Below are 18,230 nucleotides of genomic sequence, written 5' to 3'. Positions count from 1 at the left end.
AGGATGCGAGGGTGCTTGCGCGCGAGATCGACTCCTACCTCGACCATCTCGCGGTCGAGCGTGGGGCCGCGCGCAACACCCTCGGCGCCTATCGCCGCGATCTGGATCGCTACCGTGATTTCCTGATCGGCCGCGGCGTCGCCGAATTGGACCGGGTCGCCGAATCCGACGTCGCCGAGTTCACCGTCGCGCTGCGCGCGGGTGGCGAGCAGCATCCGCCGCTGGCCGCGAGCTCGGTGGCGCGTGCGTTGATCGCGGTGCGCGGACTGCACCGCTTCGCGGCGGCCGAGGGACTCACCAGAACCGATGTCGCGCATGCCGTGAAGCCGCCCGCGCCGGGCAGGCGGCTGCCCAAAGCGCTGCCCTACGACAAAGTGCTGCGCCTGCTGGAGGCAGCGGGCGGCGGCACCGGCGAGGAACAGGACGCGGTTGACGGCGGCCCGCGCGGACTCCGCGATCGCGCACTGCTGGAACTGCTCTACTCCACGGGCGCACGTATCTCCGAAATGGTCGGCCTCGACGTCGACGATCTCGACGCCGACGACCGCGCCGTCGTGCTGCGTGGCAAGGGTGGCAAACAACGCATGGTGCCGATCGGCCGGCCCGCGCTGGCCGCGGTGGACGCCTACCTGGTGCGCGGGCGACCGGCCCTGGCCGCCGCGGGCAAGAACGCGGCGGGCGCGCTGTTCCTGAACGCGCGCGGCGGGCGGCTGTCGCGGCAGAGTGCCTGGCAGGTCTTGCAGGACGCGGCCGAGCGCGCTGGTATCGGCGCCGCCGTCTCGCCGCACACGCTGCGGCACTCCTTCGCGACACACCTGCTCGACGGCGGCGCCGATGTTCGTGTCGTGCAAGAACTTCTCGGCCACGCCTCGGTGACGACCACCCAGATCTACACGCTGGTCACCGTGAACACCCTGCGCGAAGTGTGGGCGACCGCCCACCCGCGCGCCCGCTGAGTCTCGCGCGCGTCGGCAACGATTGCTCGTCGCCGACCCGGACAGCGGGTATCGTCCGACATCGAAGTGCTTCCGGCAGCTCGCTCGTGACACCCGCGGCGAGTCGGGGGTGGGAAAGCACCGCGACAGCAATGCGGGTGTCGCGTGTCCGAGCGCGGGTCTCGCGCGGTCAAGCGGTAGCGTCTACCGAGAGCTGGACCGTACGAAAGCGAGGTCGGGCCCGATCGGCCTCGCTAGGCTCGGCGAGGCAACGGGCAGGAACTTCTAAGGAGCAGCGGATCGTGACGACAGCCGGAGCGGCGGAGCCGCCGATGGGTGCTGGGGCGCAGCCGCTTACGGGGCCCCGGTCGGATGGTTACTCGGATAACACAGCGGAGACGCTGTGGGGCGACGGGGCCGAGCCCGTTCCCGAGGGGGCGGAACTGGGACCCACGGGACGCCCGCTACGCCTGGTGCCCGACCCGCCGCCGGTGGCCAGGCACGGCGAGGCGCTCATCGTGGCCATGTGCAACCAGAAGGGCGGGGTCGGCAAGACGACCTCGACCATCAATCTCGGCGCGGCACTGGCCGAATACGGACGCCGCGTGCTGCTGGTCGATCTGGATCCGCAGGGTGCGCTGTCGGCTGGACTCGGCGTCGCTCACCACGATCTCGATCTCACGGTGCACAACCTGCTGGTCGGTAGCCGCACCTCCATCGATGACGTGCTGATGCGGACCAAGGTCGAGAACATGGACCTGCTGCCGAGCAACATCGACCTCTCGGCCGCGGAGATCCAGCTGGTCAACGAGGTCGGCAGGGAGCAGACCCTCGGCCGCGCACTGGAACCCGTGCGCGACCGCTACGACTACATCCTCATCGACTGCCAGCCGTCGCTCGGCCTGCTCACCGTCAACGCGCTGGCCTGCTCCGACGGCGTCATCATTCCGATGGAGTGCGAATACTTCTCGCTGCGCGGGCTCGCGCTGCTCAACGACACCGTGGAGAAGGTGCGCGACCGGCTGAACCCGCGGCTGAGCCTGTACGGCATCGTGGTCACCATGTTCGATGCCCGCCTACTACATTCGCGCCAGGTGATGGCGCGCGTCGTCGAGGTGTTCGGCGAACTGGTCTACGACACCGCCATCGCGCGCACCGTTCGTTTCCCCGACGCCAGTGTCGCCGGTGAACCCATCACCACCTGGGCGCCGAAATCCGGTGGCGCCGAAGCGTATCGGTCGATGGCGCGGGAAGTCATCCACCGGTCCGGCCGGTGATCGGGGCGCCGAACCCCGCGCGAGAGACGACAACCGAGGAGCAGACCGGCCCGCACGTTGTACCGCCGCCGGGCAACTCCGTGACACCGGGCAACTCCACGACGCCGGGCGATGGTGTGGCGCCCGGCGATACCGAGCCGAACGAGCAGGGCGGATCCGTATTCCGGCTCAAGCTCAGCAATTTCGAGGGTCCGTTCGACCTGCTGCTCACCCTGATCAGCTCGCGCAAGCTGGACGTCACCGAGGTCGCGCTGCATCAGGTCACCGACGAGTTCATCGCCTACACCAAGGCCATGACCGCGAGCATGAACGAACAGAGCGGGCTGCGCGCGGACAAGATCCTGGATCAGACCACCGAATTCCTGGTCGTCGCCGCGACCTTGCTGGATCTGAAGGCCGCGCGGCTGCTGCCCTCGGGCGAGGTCACCGACGCCGAGGATCTCGAGCTGCTCGAGGCGCGCGACCTGTTGTTCGCCCGCCTGCTCCAGTACCGCGCGTTCAAGCAGGTCGCCGCGCTGCTCGGGGAACTCGAAGCGGTCGCGCTGCGGCGCTATCCGCGCTCGGTCGGCCTCGAGGAGCGATTCGCCGGTCTGCTGCCCGAGGTTACTCTGGGAGTCGACGCGGCCGGATTCGCCGAGATCGCCGCCGCGGCGTTCCGTCCGCGCCCGACGCCGAAGGTCGGGCTCGACCACCTGCACGCGCACGCCATCTCGGTCGCCGAGCAGGCCGCGCTGGTGCTGGAACGGCTGAAGGCGCGCGGTGCGGGCGGGTGGACGACGTTCGCCGAGCTGGTCGCCGACTGCGAGGTGCCGGTACAGATCGTGGCGCGCTTCCTCGCGCTGCTCGAGCTGTACCGGGGCAAGACCATCGAGTTCGACCAGCCCGATCCGTTGGGCCCGCTCGCGATCAGCTGGATCGGCGACCCCGAGGACGGAACGCCTGCGCCGACCGTGACGATCGAGGAGGACTACGGGTGACGGACGCGACCACCGACACCGCGGCCGAGGACGCGGTGGCAACCGCCGCGGCGAACGTGGCGGAGAACACCACGGCGCCCAGCCGCCGCGACACAGTGGCGGGCTTCACTCCCGAGCCGCTGGACGACGCCGAATTTCGCTCCGCGCTGGAGGCGATGCTGCTCGTCGTGGACGCTCCCGCCCCGGTAGAACAGCTGGCCGCGGCCCTGGACGACACCACCGAACGGGTGGAGGCGGCGCTGCGCGCGATGTCGGCCGAGCTGACCGCGCGCGGCAGCGGCATCGATCTGCGTTTCGTCGGCGACGGGTGGCGCTTCTATACTCGCAGCGAGTACGCACCGTATGTGGAGCGCGTACTGCTCGACGGCGCTCGGACCAAATTGACGAGGGCGGCGTTGGAGACATTGGCGGTGGTGGCCTACCGCCAACCGGTGACCAGGACCAGGGTGAGCGCGGTCCGCGGCGTGAACGTCGACGGTGTGATGCGCACACTGCTCGCCCGCGGGCTGATCGCCGAGGCCGGGGTCGACCCGGAGACGAACGGCACGCAGTACTGCACGACCGAACTGTTCCTGGAACGGATCGGACTTGCCTCGCTGTCCGATCTGCCACCGCTGGCGCCCTTGCTCCCGGGCGTCGACCTGATCGACGAGATCAACGAGAGCCTGGAAACGGATCCCCGTTACACCAGGTTGAGGAAACCCGCCGAGGCCGATTTGGATCTCGGCACCGAGGATTGACAGGACAGATGAATACGCCCGCTCGCCGAGATGGCACACCGGATCGTAAGAAGAACAGCGCCCAGCCCGCCAGAGGCGGCACGGGTCGCGCCGTCGGCGCCCGCGGCGCCAGAGCAGCCCAGCGCGGCGGAACAGCGCGCGGCGCCGCACCGTGGGGGTCGGACGACAGGGGCGGCGCACGGCGCGGCGCGGGGGGTGCGGGCCAGGGCGGTTCCGCCCAGCGCGGCGCGGGCCAGCGCGGTTCCGGCCAGCGTGGATCGGACCAGCACGGATCGAGCCAGGGCGGTTCTGCCCAGCGCGGCTCCGGCCGCGGCGGCTCCGGCCAGGGCGCTCCGGCGCAGCGGTCCTCGTGGGGCCAGGGCCCGGCCAAGGCTCCGGCCGCGCGCAAGTCGAAGAACCCCAAGCCGCAGCGCCAGATCCCCGCGCAGCCGCTGCTGAGCAATGCCAAACCGGCACGCCGCCAGAACGTCGAGCCCGCGCAGACCGAGGGTCCGGCCAAGCTGCCGTGGGGCGAGGGCGAGCGGTTGCAGAAGGTGCTCGCGAAGGCCGGTGTCGCCTCGCGGCGCGCGGCCGAGGAGATGATCGATCAGGGCCGAGTCGAGGTCGACGGTGCGATCGTGCGCGAGCAGGGTCTGCGCATCGACCCGCAGACGGCCGTGGTCCGCGTCGACGGAACGCGCGTCGTGGTCCGCGACGAGCTGGTGCACGTCGCGCTCAACAAGCCCAAGGGCTGGCAGTCCACCATGTCCGACGACCTGGGCAGGCCCTGCGTCGGTGACATCGTCGCCGAGCGCATCGCGGCCGGGCAGCGGCTGTTCCACGTCGGTCGGCTGGACGCCGACACCGAGGGGCTGCTGCTGCTCACCAACGACGGCGATCTCGCGCACCGGCTGATGCACCCGTCGTTCGAGGTGTCCAAGACCTACCTGGCCACCGTGCAGGGAGAGGTCAACAACAAGATCATCGGCAAGCGGCTGCGCGACGGCGTCGAGCTGGAGGACGGCCCCGCCAAGGTGGACCGCTTCCAGGTGCTCGAGCTCGGCGAGGGACGCTCGCTGGTGAAAGTGGTGTTGCACGAGGGGCGCAAGCACATCGTGCGCCGCCTGCTCGACGCGGTCGGCCATCCGGTGACCCGGCTGGTGCGCACCCATATCGGCCCGGTGGCGCTGGGCGATCAACGGCCCGGCACCCTGCGTGTGCTCGGTCGCGATGAAATCGGCAAACTCTACGAGGCGGTGTCGTTGTGAACGGTGTGGAGATTCCGGTCGAGGTTCCCGGCCCGGTGGCGGGCCAGGCTTCGCTGGTGGTCGCCATGGACGGGCCTTCGGGCACCGGTAAGTCCAGCGTCTCCCGGCGCCTCGCCACCCGGCTCGGCGCCCGCTATCTCGACACCGGCGCCATGTACCGCGTCGCCACGCTGCGGGTGCTGCGGACGGGCATCGAGCTCACCGACAGCGCGGCCATCGGCGCCGCTGTCAAGGAGCTGCCGCTGACGATCGGCACCGATCCCAGCCACGAGGTGATCGAGCTCGACGGCGAGGACGTGTCCGCCGAGATCCGCGGCGACGCGGTCACGAAAGCGGTCTCGGCCGTGTCGGCGGTGGCCGAGGTGCGTGAGCTGCTCGTCGCGATGCAGCGCGAGCTCACCGCGTCGGCCCGGCGCATCGTCGTCGAGGGCCGTGACATCGGCACCGTGGTGCTGCCCGCCGCGGACGCCAAGATCTACCTGACCGCCTCCGCGGAGGCGCGCGCCGAACGGCGCAACCAGCAGAACATCCGGGAAGGCCGCGGCGACGACTACGCGGCCGTGCTCGCCGACGTGCAGCGTCGCGACAACCTCGACTCCACCCGCAAGGTGTCCCCGCTGCGTCCCGCCGAGGACGCGATGCTCGTCGACACCAGCGAGCTGAACATGGACGAGGTCATCGACGAGCTGTATCGCGTCGTCGCGCAGCAGATTTCGACTATCGGAGGGGACCGGTGACCGAAGACGTCCTAGCCGGCGACGGCGTATGGAGCGACGAAACCGACTGGGAGATTGCCGATCTCGAAGGTGAACAGGAGGGCGAGGAACATCTCGCCATGCCCACCCTCGCGGTGGTCGGCCGCCCGAACGTCGGCAAGTCCACCCTGGTGAACCGGATCCTCGGCCGCCGCGAGGCCGTCGTCGAGGACATCCCCGGCGTCACCCGCGACCGCATCTCCTACGAGGCGAGCTGGGCGGGCAGGCGATTCATGGTGCAGGACACCGGCGGGTGGGAGCCCGACGCCAAGGGCTTGCAGCAGCACGTGGCCCGTCAGGCCGAGGTGGCCATGGCGACCGCCGACGCGATCCTGCTCGTGGTCGACGCGACCGTCGGGGGGACCGCCACCGACGAGGCCGCGGTCAAGAAGCTGCGCCGGTCGAAGATCCCGGTCATCCTGGTCGCCAACAAGGTCGACGACCAGCGCCTCGAGGCCGAGGCGGCGTCGCTGTGGTCGCTCGGGCTCGGCGAGCCGCGCATGGTCTCCGCCTCGCACGGCCGCGGCACCGGCGACCTGCTCGACGACGTGCTCGAGGTGCTGCCCGAGACCCCGCGCGAGGGCACCGGCGGCGTCGGGCCGCGCCGTGTCTCTCTGGTCGGCAAGCCGAACGTCGGCAAGTCAAGCCTGCTCAACAAGCTGGCCGGCGACGAGCGCTCGGTGGTGCACGATGTCGCGGGCACCACCGTCGATCCGGTCGACTCGCTCGTCGACTTGGGCGGCAAGATCTGGAAATTCGTCGACACCGCGGGCCTGCGTCGCAAGGTCTCCACCGCCAGCGGCACCGAGTTCTACGCCTCGCTGCGCACCAAGTCGGCGCTGGAGGCCTCCGAGGTGGCGATCATGCTGATCGACGCCTCGCAGCCGATCACCGAGCAGGACCTGCGGGTGATCAGCCTGGTCGCCGACTCCGGCCGGGCGCTGGTGCTGGCCTTCAACAAGTGGGACCTGGTCGACGAGGACCGCCGCCTCCAGCTGGAGAAGGAGGTCGACCGCGAACTGGTCCGGGTGCCGTGGGCCCAGCGGGTCAACATCTCCGCCCACACCGGCCGCGCCGTGCAGAAGCTGGTGCCCGCCATGGAGACCGCGCTGGAATCCTGGGACAAGCGCATTGCCACGGGCCGTCTCAACACCTGGCTCAAGGAAGTGGTCGCGGCCACGCCGCCGCCGATGCGCGGCGGCCGCCTGCCCCGCATCCTCTTCGCGACGCAGGCCTCCACCCGTCCGCCCACCTTCGTGCTGTTCACCACCGGATTCCTGGAGGCCGGCTACCGCCGCTTCCTGGAACGCCGCCTGCGCGAGGAATTCGGATTCGACGGGTCGCCGGTGCGCATCTCGGTGCGGGTGCGCGAGAAGCGGGATCGGAAGAAGTAGTTCGGAGCTGACGCGGGCCCCGGGAGGACATCGTCCACCCGGGGCCCGCGAACCTCCCTGGCCTACTCGGTCTGCCCCCGGATCAGAGCGGAATCGGTCAGGCCGACTGCTCGGCGTGCTCGATGAGCCCCGCCACGACCTCGGGGAAGTCGGCGGTGATCTGCGGGCCGATCTCGGGGCCTGCGGTATCCGCCGCGGGGCCGGTGATCTCGGTCCGGTAGATCACCCGAGTCAGCCCCGACGGCAACGACTCCAGACGGTGCACGGTGAGGATGTCGAAACCGTCACCGGTGAAGACGTCGCTCCACAGTTCGCCCGGCACGATCTCCACGAAGCGGAGTTCGACCGTATCCCCGTCCGGGGACGTCATGCGGAAGCTGGTGCCCGGCGCGAAAGGACCATCCAGCTCGAAGGTTTCGATGCCCGGATTCCACTCCGGCCAGCGGTTCGGATCGGACCAGCTGCGCCACAGCGCCTCCGGGCTCACGGCCGTCTCGGCGCTGTGCTCGTACTTCCACATGACCGTTGTTGTATCACCGATGCACCGGTCGAGCCACGAGGACCAGGAGGTCGAGGTGTTCGAGAAATCCGGCGCTCAGCGCTTACCGACACCGCGCGCCTGCGTCGACCCGATGCGGTCGATCGCGGAGTCCAGGTGACACTGAGAACATGGTGGACGGTGGCGACACGAGACGGTGGCGGGGTGTGGCCGCGCTGCGGCCGGGGCGGCTGGTGATCCTCGGGCAGATCGGGACCGCCGCGTTGCACGCCCATCACACGGTGCAGATCATCGTCGCCGACGAGGACATGGTGCTGTCGGACCAATCGGGGGAGCGGGTGGTCTGCCGCGCGGCCGTCGTTCCGCCGGACGTGGCGCACGCGGTCGTGCGCGGTGCTTCACATGGTGCACTGGTGCATTTGGATCCTGAGTCGGCGCCGGGCAGGCGATGGGCAACGCTGGCGCGTCCGCGCGACTCCGCCCACGGATGGGCCTGCGCCGCAGCGGAATTGCGGCTCGACGCGCTCGGCGAATGGCTACGCGCCGGGCAGCGCGTGAGCGATCCGTCACCCGACGAACTATCCACCGGTGCACCGTCGTACGCCCTCACTGCCGAGGCGGCCGCCTTCGTCGACTGGGTGTGCTCGGCGCTCGCCTCGGAATCGGAGGCGGAGGCGGAGTGGGTGCGGGTCGGTGCGGCGGGGGAGACGGTGCGCCATCCAGCGGTCGCCGAGGTGCTGCGGTTGCTGCCGGAGCGAATGTCCACCGGTCCCGTCCGGCTCGCCGAACTGGCCCGTGCCGTACATCTCTCGGAAAGCCGTCTGGCCCACGTCTTCTCGGCCGAACTCGGGCTGCCGTTCCGGCCGTATCTGCGCTGGCTACGGATGCAGCGCGCCGCGGAACTGCTCGCGGCGGGCCTCTCGCTCACCGAGGTGGCGCACGAGGCAGGCTTCGCCGACAGCGCCCACCTGACCCGCGTCTGCCGCAGCATGTTCGGCGCTCCGCCTTCGGAATTCAACAATCTCGCCTGGCGCGGCACCCTCCACCCCCGGCCCGCGCACCCGTGACAGCGGCGCGGCGTCGCCACACAGCTTCCACCCGCCGCGAAGCTCGACCGGTCACTTGCCCGCGATAAACCCGGCGACGTGGGTGATCATCCCCGCGATAATGGCCGAGGTGGAACAAGTCGAGGTCGTCGTCGCCCATCACGAGCGCGCGACCGTGCGCGTTGGCGAGGTGTTCCTGAAGATCGACGCTGATCAGACGCGCACCGACGTCGAGGTCGAGGCGATGGCCATGGCGCCGATCCCGACTCCGGAGGTCTTGTGGCGCAAGCCGCCCGTGCTCGCGCTCGACGCCCTGCCCGGCACGGCACTCGGCCGCCTCGGCGAACCGTCGACAGCGTCGGCGGCGGCGTGGGCCGCGGCGGGTGCCGCCGCACGGATACTGCACGACGCGCCGCTGCCGCCATGGCCCGGTCGCAGCCTCGACGAGATCGCCTCGCAGCTCGACGGCGAATGCGAGTGGCTCGTCGACAACAGTGTCCTTCCCGCCGACGTGGTCACGCGCAACCGCCGGATTGCCGAGGCGGCGCTGCGGCCGTGGACACCGGTGTTCACCCACGGCGACCTGCAGGTCACCCACGTGTTCGTCGACGGTGACGAGATCACCGGCGTGCTCGACTGGTCCGAGGCGGCCCGGGGCGATGCCTTGTACGACCTCGCCACCTTGACGCTCGGGCACCCGGAGCGCCTCGACGACGTCCTCGCCGGCTACGGCACCGACGTCGACCCCGACGTGATCCGCGCGTGGTGGTCGTTGCGCAGCCTGCTGGGGGTCCGCTGGCTGGTCGAGCACGGCTTCGACCCGGCCTCGCCGGGCTGCGAGGTCGACGTGCTGAGAGCCCAGGCGCGGGACCGACAACAACGAGACATCCAGTCGTGCCGCGTTCCCGGCGGTAGCGCGCGATGGTGAAAGACCAACGCGCCGAGTTCATTTCCGTATGCCGAACCCCTTTTACCTGGTGGGATCGGTAGCCTTGGGCGACTTTCGACCACGCGGCGCCGGGGGCGGTCGACTCCACACGGCCAGCGATATCGACTTCGTCGTCGTGACCGACCATCGCCTCGAGAGAGAGTCTCCGGCGATGGTGGCGTTGGCCGAGGCACACGCCCGAACCGTGGCCGCCTTCCCACGGCCGAACTTCGACGGGGTGGTTCTCACATGGGCCGACCTCGCAGCTGGGCCCAGCGGTTGCCCCGAAGTCCCCTGCGCCCAGGAGAGCCGGTTCACACCGGCTGGACGGTCCGGCATCAACCCGGTGACGTTTTGCGAGCTGGCCTGGCACGGGATTGCCGTGCGCGGGCCACAGCCGACCGACCTCGACCTGTGGGCGGACCAGAAAGCCTTGCGCGAGTTCACCGTCGACAACCTCCGCGCCTACTGGCGGCCGTGGTGGCAACAGCATCGACAGCGGCGCCCGATGCCTCTCATCGTGGGGGTCAGTCCGTGGTTCCCGGTCTGGGCCGTTCTCGGCGTGAGCCGACTGCACCACCTTCTCGCCACCGGATCGATGACTTCCAAATCCGGCGCCGGCCGCTACGCCCAGAGGATGTTCGATCCGTGCTGGCAGCGCATCATCGCCGAAAGCCTGCACCTGCGGACCAACGGCGCCGAGGGCCACCGCAGCTACCGCAACCCACTGGCCCGCCGCCGCGACACTCTCGCCTTCCTCGATGCCACCATCGACGCGGCGCTGGCCTTGCCCGCCAAGCCCTGACACCGCCACACCCTGGAGACGCCGGAACGGGGCTCGCACGCGATGCTCTTCTAGAACAACTCCACCGCAGGTGCGTCGGCACGATCTCCGTCCTACACGCGGATCAGTGGTGGATCACCTCACCGAGCCGCGGTAGGACCCGTCGTTTCCAACTGCGCTCCACGGCGTTGCGCACCATCTTCTGTCGACGATCTTCGATGTCGAAACCCGTCTGCGTCAGCAGAAGTCGTGTGCCACGACCCTGCGGATGCAGCGTCCAGTCGACAATCCACCGAGCGGGATACTCGGCCTGCGGATATATCCAGCGGTAGGTCAGCTGCTCGTACGGCCGGGCCGTCAGCACCTCGCAGATGATCTCGTTGATCGATGCGTCCGGGATGGTGAATCGGAAGTGGGTTCCGGCCGAGGCGGCGAACCCGGTCGGTCGAAGCAACCACCGCTGCAGCAGATCCGGCTCCGTCAACGCGCACCATACCGCGTACGGTGGCTGCCGGAAGAAGCTGCCGAGCTCGACTGCGGCGGGATTCAACTGCGGATCAGCGATCACCGGCTCACCACCTCCACCGCGGGGCCGGACTGCCCGGGGCCGCTCAATTCTCCTGGCCTTCCTTGTATTTCGCTTCCATCTCCGCGGCGAGCTGAGGCTTCTCGGCCTCCATCTTCTGGACGTACGCCACCGCGTCGCCGACGGTTCGCAGGCTCGCAAGGTCCTCGTCGGGGACCTTCACGCTGTACTTGTCCTCGAGCTGCACGGCGATCTCCACCAGTGACAACGAGTCGATGTCCAGATCATCGACGAAGGACTTCTCGATCACCACCTCTGCGGCGTCGATACCCGTTACCTCCTCGACGATCTCCGCGATGCCTGCGACGATTTCTTGTTGCGTGGTAGCCACGAAACACCCTCCTCGGTGTGACGACATATACGTAGGTCTCCACCGTCCTCCGCCACCGCTTCGGTTTCCGCTGTCGGTGGCGGACGGCGGTGCCAGTACGCTATGAGCTCCAGTGGGGTGGAGGTTCAACAGGTTGTGACGGACAACACACGATCGCTGGTGAGCATCGGGGAGTTGGCGCGCAGGACCGGGCTCGCAGTGCGAACGATCCGGTTCTACTGCGACGAAGGCATTCTGGAGTCCCAGCGCAGCGCAGGCGGGCATCGGAAGTTCGACGCTGGCAGCGCCACCGAACGACTGCTGTTGGTGCGGCGGTTGCGCGCTCTCGGTCTCGGGCTGGACTCGATCACCGACGTGCTGCAGGAAGAGCGGTCGATGACAGAGGCCATCGCTGCCGAAAGTGAGCGGCTCGATATCGAATTGAGGTCGCTGGCGTGGCGGCGGGCGTCACTGCGGGCTATCGAGACGGTTGCTCCGGCGGAGCGGGGCGAGCGACTCGCGTTGCTGGCTGCCGCGCAGGATGGTGGTGCGGTGCACGAGTACCTCGTACGGTTCTGGCGGCACATTCTCGCACCGCTACCGCGGTGCGACAGCGATCCGTGGGTGTGCTGGAATGTCCCGGAGCCGCCTGCTGATCCGTCCGTCGACGAGGTTGTCGCGTATGCCGAATTGGCCGCTCTTGTCGCCGACCCCCAGATGAATGGTGCTGTGCGGCAGCAATACTGGCGGAATCAGCCGGAGCTGATCCGCGACCCGCGAGCGCTGTACGCCGACGTGGGTGACGTGATGGTGGACGTTGTGCCACTCGTAGCGGAAGGCGTGCGACCGCAGGCCGGAAGCGAACTCGATCGGTTCGTCGACGCCCATGCTCACGCGCGCGGGAAGCGTGATTCCCCGCGTTTCCGCGAACAGTTGCTGATCGACGCCACCGATTCCGACCACCGGATTCACCGTTACTGGGCGCTGACAGAACGGTTCTTCGGACCTCGTGTCACTGTCGGACGAGCCCACGACTGGGTCTACAATGCGCTGGCTCACTCCACCGACCTCGCCGATGCATAGGTGCCCGACCAGTGTTCGGGGGCGAGGCGCAGCAGGTTTGTTCAAGACTTCGAGCGGGCCGATCGGCGAGGGTCGAGGGCGAAGACATTCGACGAGTCCAGGAGTAACCATGGCCCCCATGCCGCCCACCGTTCGCAGCGCCTTCGAAGAGGAACTGCGTGCCGCGAGTGCCGCCACCGATCTCGGCGACATGTGGCGCGCGTTGGAGCGCGCACACATCCTGTCGCAGCCGTGGCCGTGGCCGCACACTCGCTCGCACTGGCACATGCTGCGGCTGGCGCTGCGGTGCCGCGACCGGAAGGAGGCGTTGGGCCAAGTGGTTCGGCTGTCGGGCGCGGGTCTCGGTTCGTCGCTGGGCCGGGTACCGATCGGCAACACCGGCCGCACCGCCGTGGGCATCATGACGCCCATGCCGATTCCCGCCGACCTGGCCGCGATCCTCGAAGCAGGGCGCGGCGAGACCGCCCGCACCTAGCCCCGAATCTCTACTACAGGCCGTCGTTTCGAGCGTAGGATGGCGTCGACCGGAAATACTCGCGACGAGCGAAGGGGAGTCCGGAGAATGCGAACTGTTCAACGTATTCGGAGCCATGTTGGGGCGTTCCGGCGGGCCCGCCGGAACCGCACCGATCTCGTCGGGTGGCTGGGGCGCAGGCCGCAGCTGCTGGTGAGCACGGCGGTCTACGAGACGATGTCGATCTTCGCCAACCGCCTCGACCCGCATCTCAAAGACTTGGCCGAGCTGAAGACCGCGGGCCTGGTGAACTGCGAATTCTGCCTCGATATCGGCTCGGCCATCGCCCAGTCCGCCGGGGTCACCGAGCGGCAGATCACCGAGCTGCCGCGCTATCGGACCAGCGATGCCTATACCGAGCTGGAGAAACTGGTCATCGCCTACGCCGAGGCCGTCACGGCGACGCCCGCGGTCGAACTGGACGACCTGCGCGATCGACTGCTGGTCCATCTCACCAAGGCGCAGCTCGCCGAGCTCGCCGCCGCGATCTCCTGGGAGAACCAGCGCGCCCGGCTCAACCAGGCGCTCGGCGTGCGACCCACCGGCATGGCCGAGGGCATGGCGTGCGCGCTTCCGGAGTCTCGGATCGGCTGAGCGGTCTCGAATCGGCTGAAAGGGACGCTCGAATCGGCAACGAGACGTTCGAATCAGCGACGCTCGAATCGGCTCGGCGGGACGCTCGACTGAACGCAGCGCCGTCCCGGACAAGCTGACCGGCGGACGTCCTGGCATCATCCGACCATGGTCATTCCCAGCGTATTGCCGGAGCGTCCGCCCGCAGGAACCCTTTTTCAGACGGGGTGGCCGGTCCGCCTCGCCGACATCGACAGGGAACACCGGCTCCGCCTCGACGCGATCGCCCGCTACCTGCAGGACATCGCCTTCGAACATCTCGAGGCGGTGGAGGATGGCGACACGCATCGGGGCTGGGTGGTGCGCCGCACGGTGATCGACGTGCTCGAGCCCGTGGTGTGGGGCGAGCGGGTCACCCTGCACCGCTGGTGCTCGGCCCTGTCGAACCGCTGGTGCACCATGCGGGTGCAGATCTTGGGCAGCGAAGGCGGCCACATCGAGACCGAGGCCTTCGTGATCCACTTCGGTATCGAGAGCGGCGTGCCGACCAGGATGAGCGACCGCTTCATGGCGCCGATGCTGGCCGGTACCAGCGAGCATCGCCTGCGTTGGCGGGCCGCCCTCACCGAATCCATGCCCGACGCGGCGTCGGCCGACGTCGAGGTGCTGCCGTTCCCGCTGCGGGTGGCCGACATCGACGTGCTCGACCACGTCAACAACGCGGTATACCTCGGTGCGCTCGAGGAACTGCTGGCCGGGCACGCCGACCTGCTCGCGGCCCCGTACCGGGTGATCATCGAGTACGCCAAGCCGCTCGAATCCGGCGAGCAGGTCCGGGTGGTCGGCCGTCGCGCCGGCGACACCCTGGACGCCTGGCTCGCCGTCGGCGACGAAGCGCGCGCGGTCGCCCGCATCACCCCGCTCTGACCGAGCGGGAGTGACGATGCGGTCTCGGGCTTCGAGGAACCCGTGACCGAGATCCTTAGTTGAGCTAACGTGTCGGGTGGGGATGGCTCATCGTGGAGGCGGACCAATGGCGGACGAAGCACAGGTCGCGCGACAAACCGAGCGGATCGCGCGGTTGTATGCCGAGCATCGGCAGATCCGGGACGCGGCGCCGACCCGGGAGATCAGTGCACTGATCCGGCAGCCGGGAACGCGGCTGCCGCGGATCGTGGAGACCGTCATGACCGGCTACGCCGAGCGCCCCGCGCTCGGGCAGCGAGCGGTGGAGCTGAGCACCGACCCGCGGACCGGCCGCCGGACGACGCGGCTGCTGCCGACCTTCGACACCGTGACCTACGGCGAGGTGTGGGCGCGGGTGGGCGCGGTCGCCGCCCACTGGCATCACGAGATCTCGGTGCGCGCGGGCGATTTCGTCGCCATCCTCGGCTTCACCAGCGCCGAGTACACCGTCCTGGATCTCGCCTGCGTGCATCTCGGCGCCGTCGCGGTGCCGCTGCAATCCGGTGCCTCCGTCGCGCAGTTGCGGCCCATCCTCGCCGAGACAGCACCTCGGGTGCTCGCCACCAGCCTCGACCTGCTCGACCACGCCGTGACCGGTGTGCTCGAAGGTCACCCGCCCGAGCGCCTGATCGTGTTCGACTACCACCCTGGCGACGACGATCACCGGGAGGCGCTGGAATCGGCCCGCCGCCGCCTGTCCGCCTCCTCGATCGTGATCGACACCCTGGACGACATCGTCGCGCGTGGCCGCGGACTCCCGCCCGCGCCGCTGCACGATCCCGACGACGACGAGCTCGCCCTGCTCATCTACACTTCGGGCAGCACCGGAACGCCCAAGGGCGCGATGTACACGGGAGCCTTGGTGACCGCGATGTGGCTGGCCCAGCCGCTGGTCGCGTCGATCAACCTCAACTACATGCCGATGAGTCACGTGGCGGGCCGGATGAGCCTGTACGGGGTGCTCGCCCGCGGCGGCACGGCGTATTTCACCGCGGCGAGCGATATGTCGACGTTGTTCGAGGACATCGCCCTGGTGCGGCCCACCGAGCTGTTCTTCGTGCCGCGCGTGTGCGACATGGTCTTTCAGCGCTATCAGAGCGAGCTCGACCGCAGGGCGGATGGAGACATCCCGTCCGCCGACCTCGAGGAAGCGGTGAGAACCGAACTCCGGGAAGACTTCTTCGGCGGTCGCTACATGACCGCGATGTGCGGCAGTGCGCCGCTGGCCGCCGAGATGAAGACTTTCGTGGAGTCCGTGCTCGACATGGAACTGCACGACGGCTACGGCTCGACCGAGGCGGGCGGCGGACTGGTCATCGACACGATCGTGCGCAGGCCCCCCGTGCTCGACTACAAGCTCGTCGACGTGCCGGAACTCGGCTATTTCCATACCGATTCGCCGCATCCGCGCGGCGAGCTGCTGCTGAAGACGACCGCGATGATCGCCGGGTACTACCGGCGCCCCGAGCTCGATGCCGAGATCTTCGACGACGACGGCTTCTACCGCACCGGCGACATCGTCGCCGAGCTCGGTCCGGATCGCCTAATCTACGTCGATCGCCGCAACAATGTGCTGAAGCTGTCCCAGGGCGAATTCGTGACGGTCGCCAAGCTGGAGGCGGTGTTCGCGGGCAGCCCGCTGGTGCGGCAGATCTTCGTGCACGGCAGCAGCGAGCGCGCCTATCTGCTCGCGGTGATCGTGCCGACCGCTGACGCGCTGGCCCGCTGGGAGGGCGCGGAACTCGCGGCGGCGCTGAGTGAATCGTTGCAGCAGGTCGCCAAGGACGCGGAACTGAACTCCTATGAGATCCCGCGCGATTTCCTCATCGAGACCGAACCGTTCAGCACCGCGAACGGGCTGCTCTCCGGTATCGGAAAGCTGTTGCGCCCCAAGCTGAAGCAGCGATACGGCGAACGCCTGGAACAGCTCTACGCCGATCTCGCCGCCGCCCAGAACGAGGAACTGCTCATGCTGCGCCACGAGGCCGCGACGCGACCGGTGCTGGAGATCGTCGGCCGGGCGACCCGCGCCCTGCTCGGCTGCGCGGGCGCGGACATCCGCCCGGACGCGCACTTCACCGATCTCGGCGGCGATTCGCTGTCGGCCCTGTCGCTGTCGAACCTGCTCGGCGAGGTTTTCGGCGTCGAGGTGCCGGTCGGCGTGGTCACCAGCCCGGCGAACGATCTGCGCGGACTTGCCGAATACATCGACACCGCCCGATCCGGCGCCGCGCAGCGGCCGAGCTTCGTCGACGTGCACGGTGACACCGGCCGGGTCACCGCCGCGCAACTCACGCTGGAAGCGTTCCTCGATCCGGCGACGCTGTCCACCGCGGGGGACCTGCCCCTCGCCACCGGTCCGGCCAGGACGGTGCTGCTCACCGGAGCCAACGGCTACCTCGGCCGCTTCCTCTGTCTGGAATGGCTGGAACGGCTGAATGCCGTTGGCGGCAAACTGATCTGCCTGGTGCGCGGCGCCGACGGGTACGCCGCGCGCAAACGGCTCGACGAGGTCTTCGACACCGGCGACGCCGAACTGCTCGATCGCTTCCACGAGCTGGCCGAACGCGGCCTCGAGGTGCTCGCGGGCGATATCGGCGAACCGAATCTCGGTGTGGACGAGGCGACTTGGCGGCGGCTCGCCGCGGAAGTCGACCTCGTCGTGCATCCCGCCGCGCTGGTCAATCACGTCCTGCCCTACCGGCAGCTGTTCGGCCCCAACGTGGTCGGCACGGCCGAACTGATCCGGCTGGCGCTGACCACGCGCCGCAAGCCGGTCAACTACCTCTCCACGGTGGCGGTCGCCGCGCAGATCGATCCGTCGAAGTTCGCCGAGGACGGCGACATTCGCGAGATGAGCCCGGTCCGGGTGATCGACGAGAGCTACGCCAACGGGTACGGCACCAGCAAATGGGCGGGCGAAGTGCTACTGCGCGAAGCCAATTCCCGGTTCGGGCTGCCGGTCGCGGTCTTCCGCTCGGACATGATCCTGGCGCACAGCCGGTACGCAGGTCAGCTCAACGTGCCCGACATGTTCACCCGGCTGCTGCTCAGCCTGCTCGCCACCGGCATCGCCCCCCGATCCTTCTACCGGACCGACACCGACGGGAAGCGCCCGCGCGCCCACTACGACGGCTTGCCCGCGGATTTCACCGCCGCCACCATCGCCGGGCTCGGCGCCGCGGCCACCGACGGCTTCCACAGCTACGACGTGCTCAACCCGCACGACGACGGGATCTCCCTGGACACCTTCGTCGACTGGCTGATCGAGGCGGGGCACCCGATCCACCGCATCGCCGACTACGACGACTGGCTCACCCGTTTCGAGTCCGCCTTGCGCGCCCTTCCCGAGCGTCAGCGCACCCACACCCTGCTGCCGCTGCTGCACGCGTACCGGCGGCCTGCGCCGCCCCTGCGCGGCGCGGCCCTGCCCGCCGAGAACTTCCGCGCCGCGGTTCGATCGCTCGAACTTCCCGGCGCCGAGGACATCCCGCACCAGTCGCCGGCGCTGATCGAGAAGTACGTCGGCGATCTGCGGCGGCGCGGGCTGCTCTGATGGCGGCGAAAGCCCGAGGCCCCGCGCATCGGAGGTCCGGTGCGCGGGGCCTCGCGGCTC

Annotated in this window: 18 protein-coding genes; 15 read left to right on the top strand and 3 right to left on the bottom strand. The window is 69.1% G+C overall.

What is annotated here, in order from left to right; all coding sequences use genetic code 11:
• The first annotated feature begins 11 nt into the window (after positions 1–11).
• From xerD to der, 7 genes are all read left to right on the top strand, one after another.
• On the top strand, positions 12–956 hold the full coding sequence (gene xerD / locus AC3ERS_RS22290) for a site-specific tyrosine recombinase XerD (protein ID WP_431969992.1): 945 nt from the start codon (positions 12–14) through the stop codon (positions 954–956).
• A gap of 281 nt (positions 957–1,237) precedes the next feature.
• On the top strand, positions 1,238–2,212 hold the full coding sequence (locus tag AC3ERS_RS22285) for a ParA family protein (RefSeq protein ID WP_431969991.1): 975 nt from the start codon (positions 1,238–1,240) through the stop codon (positions 2,210–2,212).
• A gap of 116 nt (positions 2,213–2,328) precedes the next feature.
• A complete protein-coding gene (locus AC3ERS_RS22280) occupies positions 2,329–3,189 on the top strand; it encodes a segregation and condensation protein A (protein ID WP_431970021.1) in 861 nt (286 codons plus the stop codon).
• 56 nt (positions 3,190–3,245) lie between these two features.
• Positions 3,246–3,929, top strand: coding sequence for an SMC-Scp complex subunit ScpB (gene scpB, locus AC3ERS_RS22275; protein ID WP_431970020.1), 684 nt, complete (start codon positions 3,246–3,248; stop codon positions 3,927–3,929).
• 8 nt (positions 3,930–3,937) lie between these two features.
• On the top strand, positions 3,938–5,176 hold the full coding sequence (locus AC3ERS_RS22270) for a pseudouridine synthase (RefSeq protein WP_431969990.1): 1,239 nt from the start codon (positions 3,938–3,940) through the stop codon (positions 5,174–5,176).
• A gap of 65 nt (positions 5,177–5,241) precedes the next feature.
• Complete coding sequence (cmk, locus tag AC3ERS_RS22265) at positions 5,242–5,913, top strand: (d)CMP kinase (protein ID WP_431970019.1); 672 nt, start codon at positions 5,242–5,244, stop codon at positions 5,911–5,913.
• Complete coding sequence (der, locus tag AC3ERS_RS22260) at positions 5,910–7,325, top strand: ribosome biogenesis GTPase Der (RefSeq protein ID WP_431969989.1); 1,416 nt, start codon at positions 5,910–5,912, stop codon at positions 7,323–7,325. The genes cmk and der overlap by 4 nt, the downstream gene beginning before the upstream one ends.
• A gap of 97 nt (positions 7,326–7,422) precedes the next feature.
• On the opposite strand, the gene AC3ERS_RS22255 is transcribed toward der, so the two are convergent.
• Entirely contained in the window at positions 7,423–7,845 is a 423-nt protein-coding gene (locus AC3ERS_RS22255; protein ID WP_431969988.1) for an SRPBCC family protein, read from the bottom strand.
• Positions 7,846–7,994: 149 nt separating this feature from the next.
• Between AC3ERS_RS22255 and AC3ERS_RS22250 the strand changes: the two genes are divergently transcribed.
• From AC3ERS_RS22250 to AC3ERS_RS22240, 3 genes are all read left to right on the top strand, one after another.
• The gene (locus AC3ERS_RS22250; protein ID WP_431969987.1) at positions 7,995–8,891 is read left to right on the top strand and encodes a helix-turn-helix transcriptional regulator; all 897 of its coding nucleotides are present in this window, start codon (positions 7,995–7,997) and stop codon (positions 8,889–8,891) included.
• A 100-nt stretch (positions 8,892–8,991) separates the two neighbouring features.
• The gene (locus AC3ERS_RS22245; protein WP_431969986.1) at positions 8,992–9,798 is read left to right on the top strand and encodes a phosphotransferase family protein; all 807 of its coding nucleotides are present in this window, start codon (positions 8,992–8,994) and stop codon (positions 9,796–9,798) included.
• Between the two features lie 346 nt (positions 9,799–10,144).
• The gene (locus tag AC3ERS_RS22240) at positions 10,145–10,603 is read left to right on the top strand and encodes a hypothetical protein (RefSeq protein WP_431969985.1); all 459 of its coding nucleotides are present in this window, start codon (positions 10,145–10,147) and stop codon (positions 10,601–10,603) included.
• 103 nt (positions 10,604–10,706) lie between these two features.
• Here AC3ERS_RS22240 and AC3ERS_RS22235 read toward each other — a convergent pair whose 3' ends face one another.
• Positions 10,707–11,150, bottom strand: coding sequence for an SRPBCC family protein (locus AC3ERS_RS22235; protein WP_431969984.1), 444 nt, complete (start codon positions 11,148–11,150; stop codon positions 10,707–10,709).
• 43 nt (positions 11,151–11,193) lie between these two features.
• Positions 11,194–11,499, bottom strand: a complete 306-nt coding sequence (gene acpM / locus AC3ERS_RS22230; protein WP_431969983.1) for a meromycolate extension acyl carrier protein AcpM — start codon at positions 11,497–11,499, stop codon at positions 11,194–11,196.
• Between the two features lie 135 nt (positions 11,500–11,634).
• On the opposite strand from acpM, the gene AC3ERS_RS22225 reads away from it, so the two are divergent.
• The 5 genes from AC3ERS_RS22225 to car all read left to right on the top strand — a co-directional run bounded on the left by AC3ERS_RS22225 (position 11,635) and on the right by car (position 18,170).
• Entirely contained in the window at positions 11,635–12,561 is a 927-nt protein-coding gene (locus AC3ERS_RS22225) for a MerR family transcriptional regulator (protein ID WP_431969982.1), read from the top strand.
• 109 nt (positions 12,562–12,670) lie between these two features.
• Positions 12,671–13,036 carry a DUF3703 domain-containing protein gene (locus AC3ERS_RS22220; RefSeq protein ID WP_431969981.1) on the top strand — a complete coding sequence of 122 codons (366 nt, stop codon included), beginning with the start codon at positions 12,671–12,673 and terminating at the stop codon, positions 13,034–13,036.
• Between the two features lie 87 nt (positions 13,037–13,123).
• Entirely contained in the window at positions 13,124–13,669 is a 546-nt protein-coding gene (locus AC3ERS_RS22215; protein WP_431969980.1) for a carboxymuconolactone decarboxylase family protein, read from the top strand.
• 147 nt (positions 13,670–13,816) lie between these two features.
• Positions 13,817–14,575, top strand: a complete 759-nt coding sequence (locus AC3ERS_RS22210; RefSeq protein WP_431969979.1) for an acyl-[acyl-carrier-protein] thioesterase — start codon at positions 13,817–13,819, stop codon at positions 14,573–14,575.
• Between the two features lie 106 nt (positions 14,576–14,681).
• A complete protein-coding gene (gene car, locus AC3ERS_RS22205; protein WP_431969978.1) occupies positions 14,682–18,170 on the top strand; it encodes a carboxylic acid reductase in 3,489 nt (1,162 codons plus the stop codon).
• The last annotated feature ends 60 nt before the right edge of the window (positions 18,171–18,230 follow it).

This window comes from Nocardia sp. bgisy134 (genome assembly GCF_057708325.1).
Note: the sequence above shows the minus strand (reverse complement) of the source record. Positions and strands in the feature narration are given on the sequence as shown.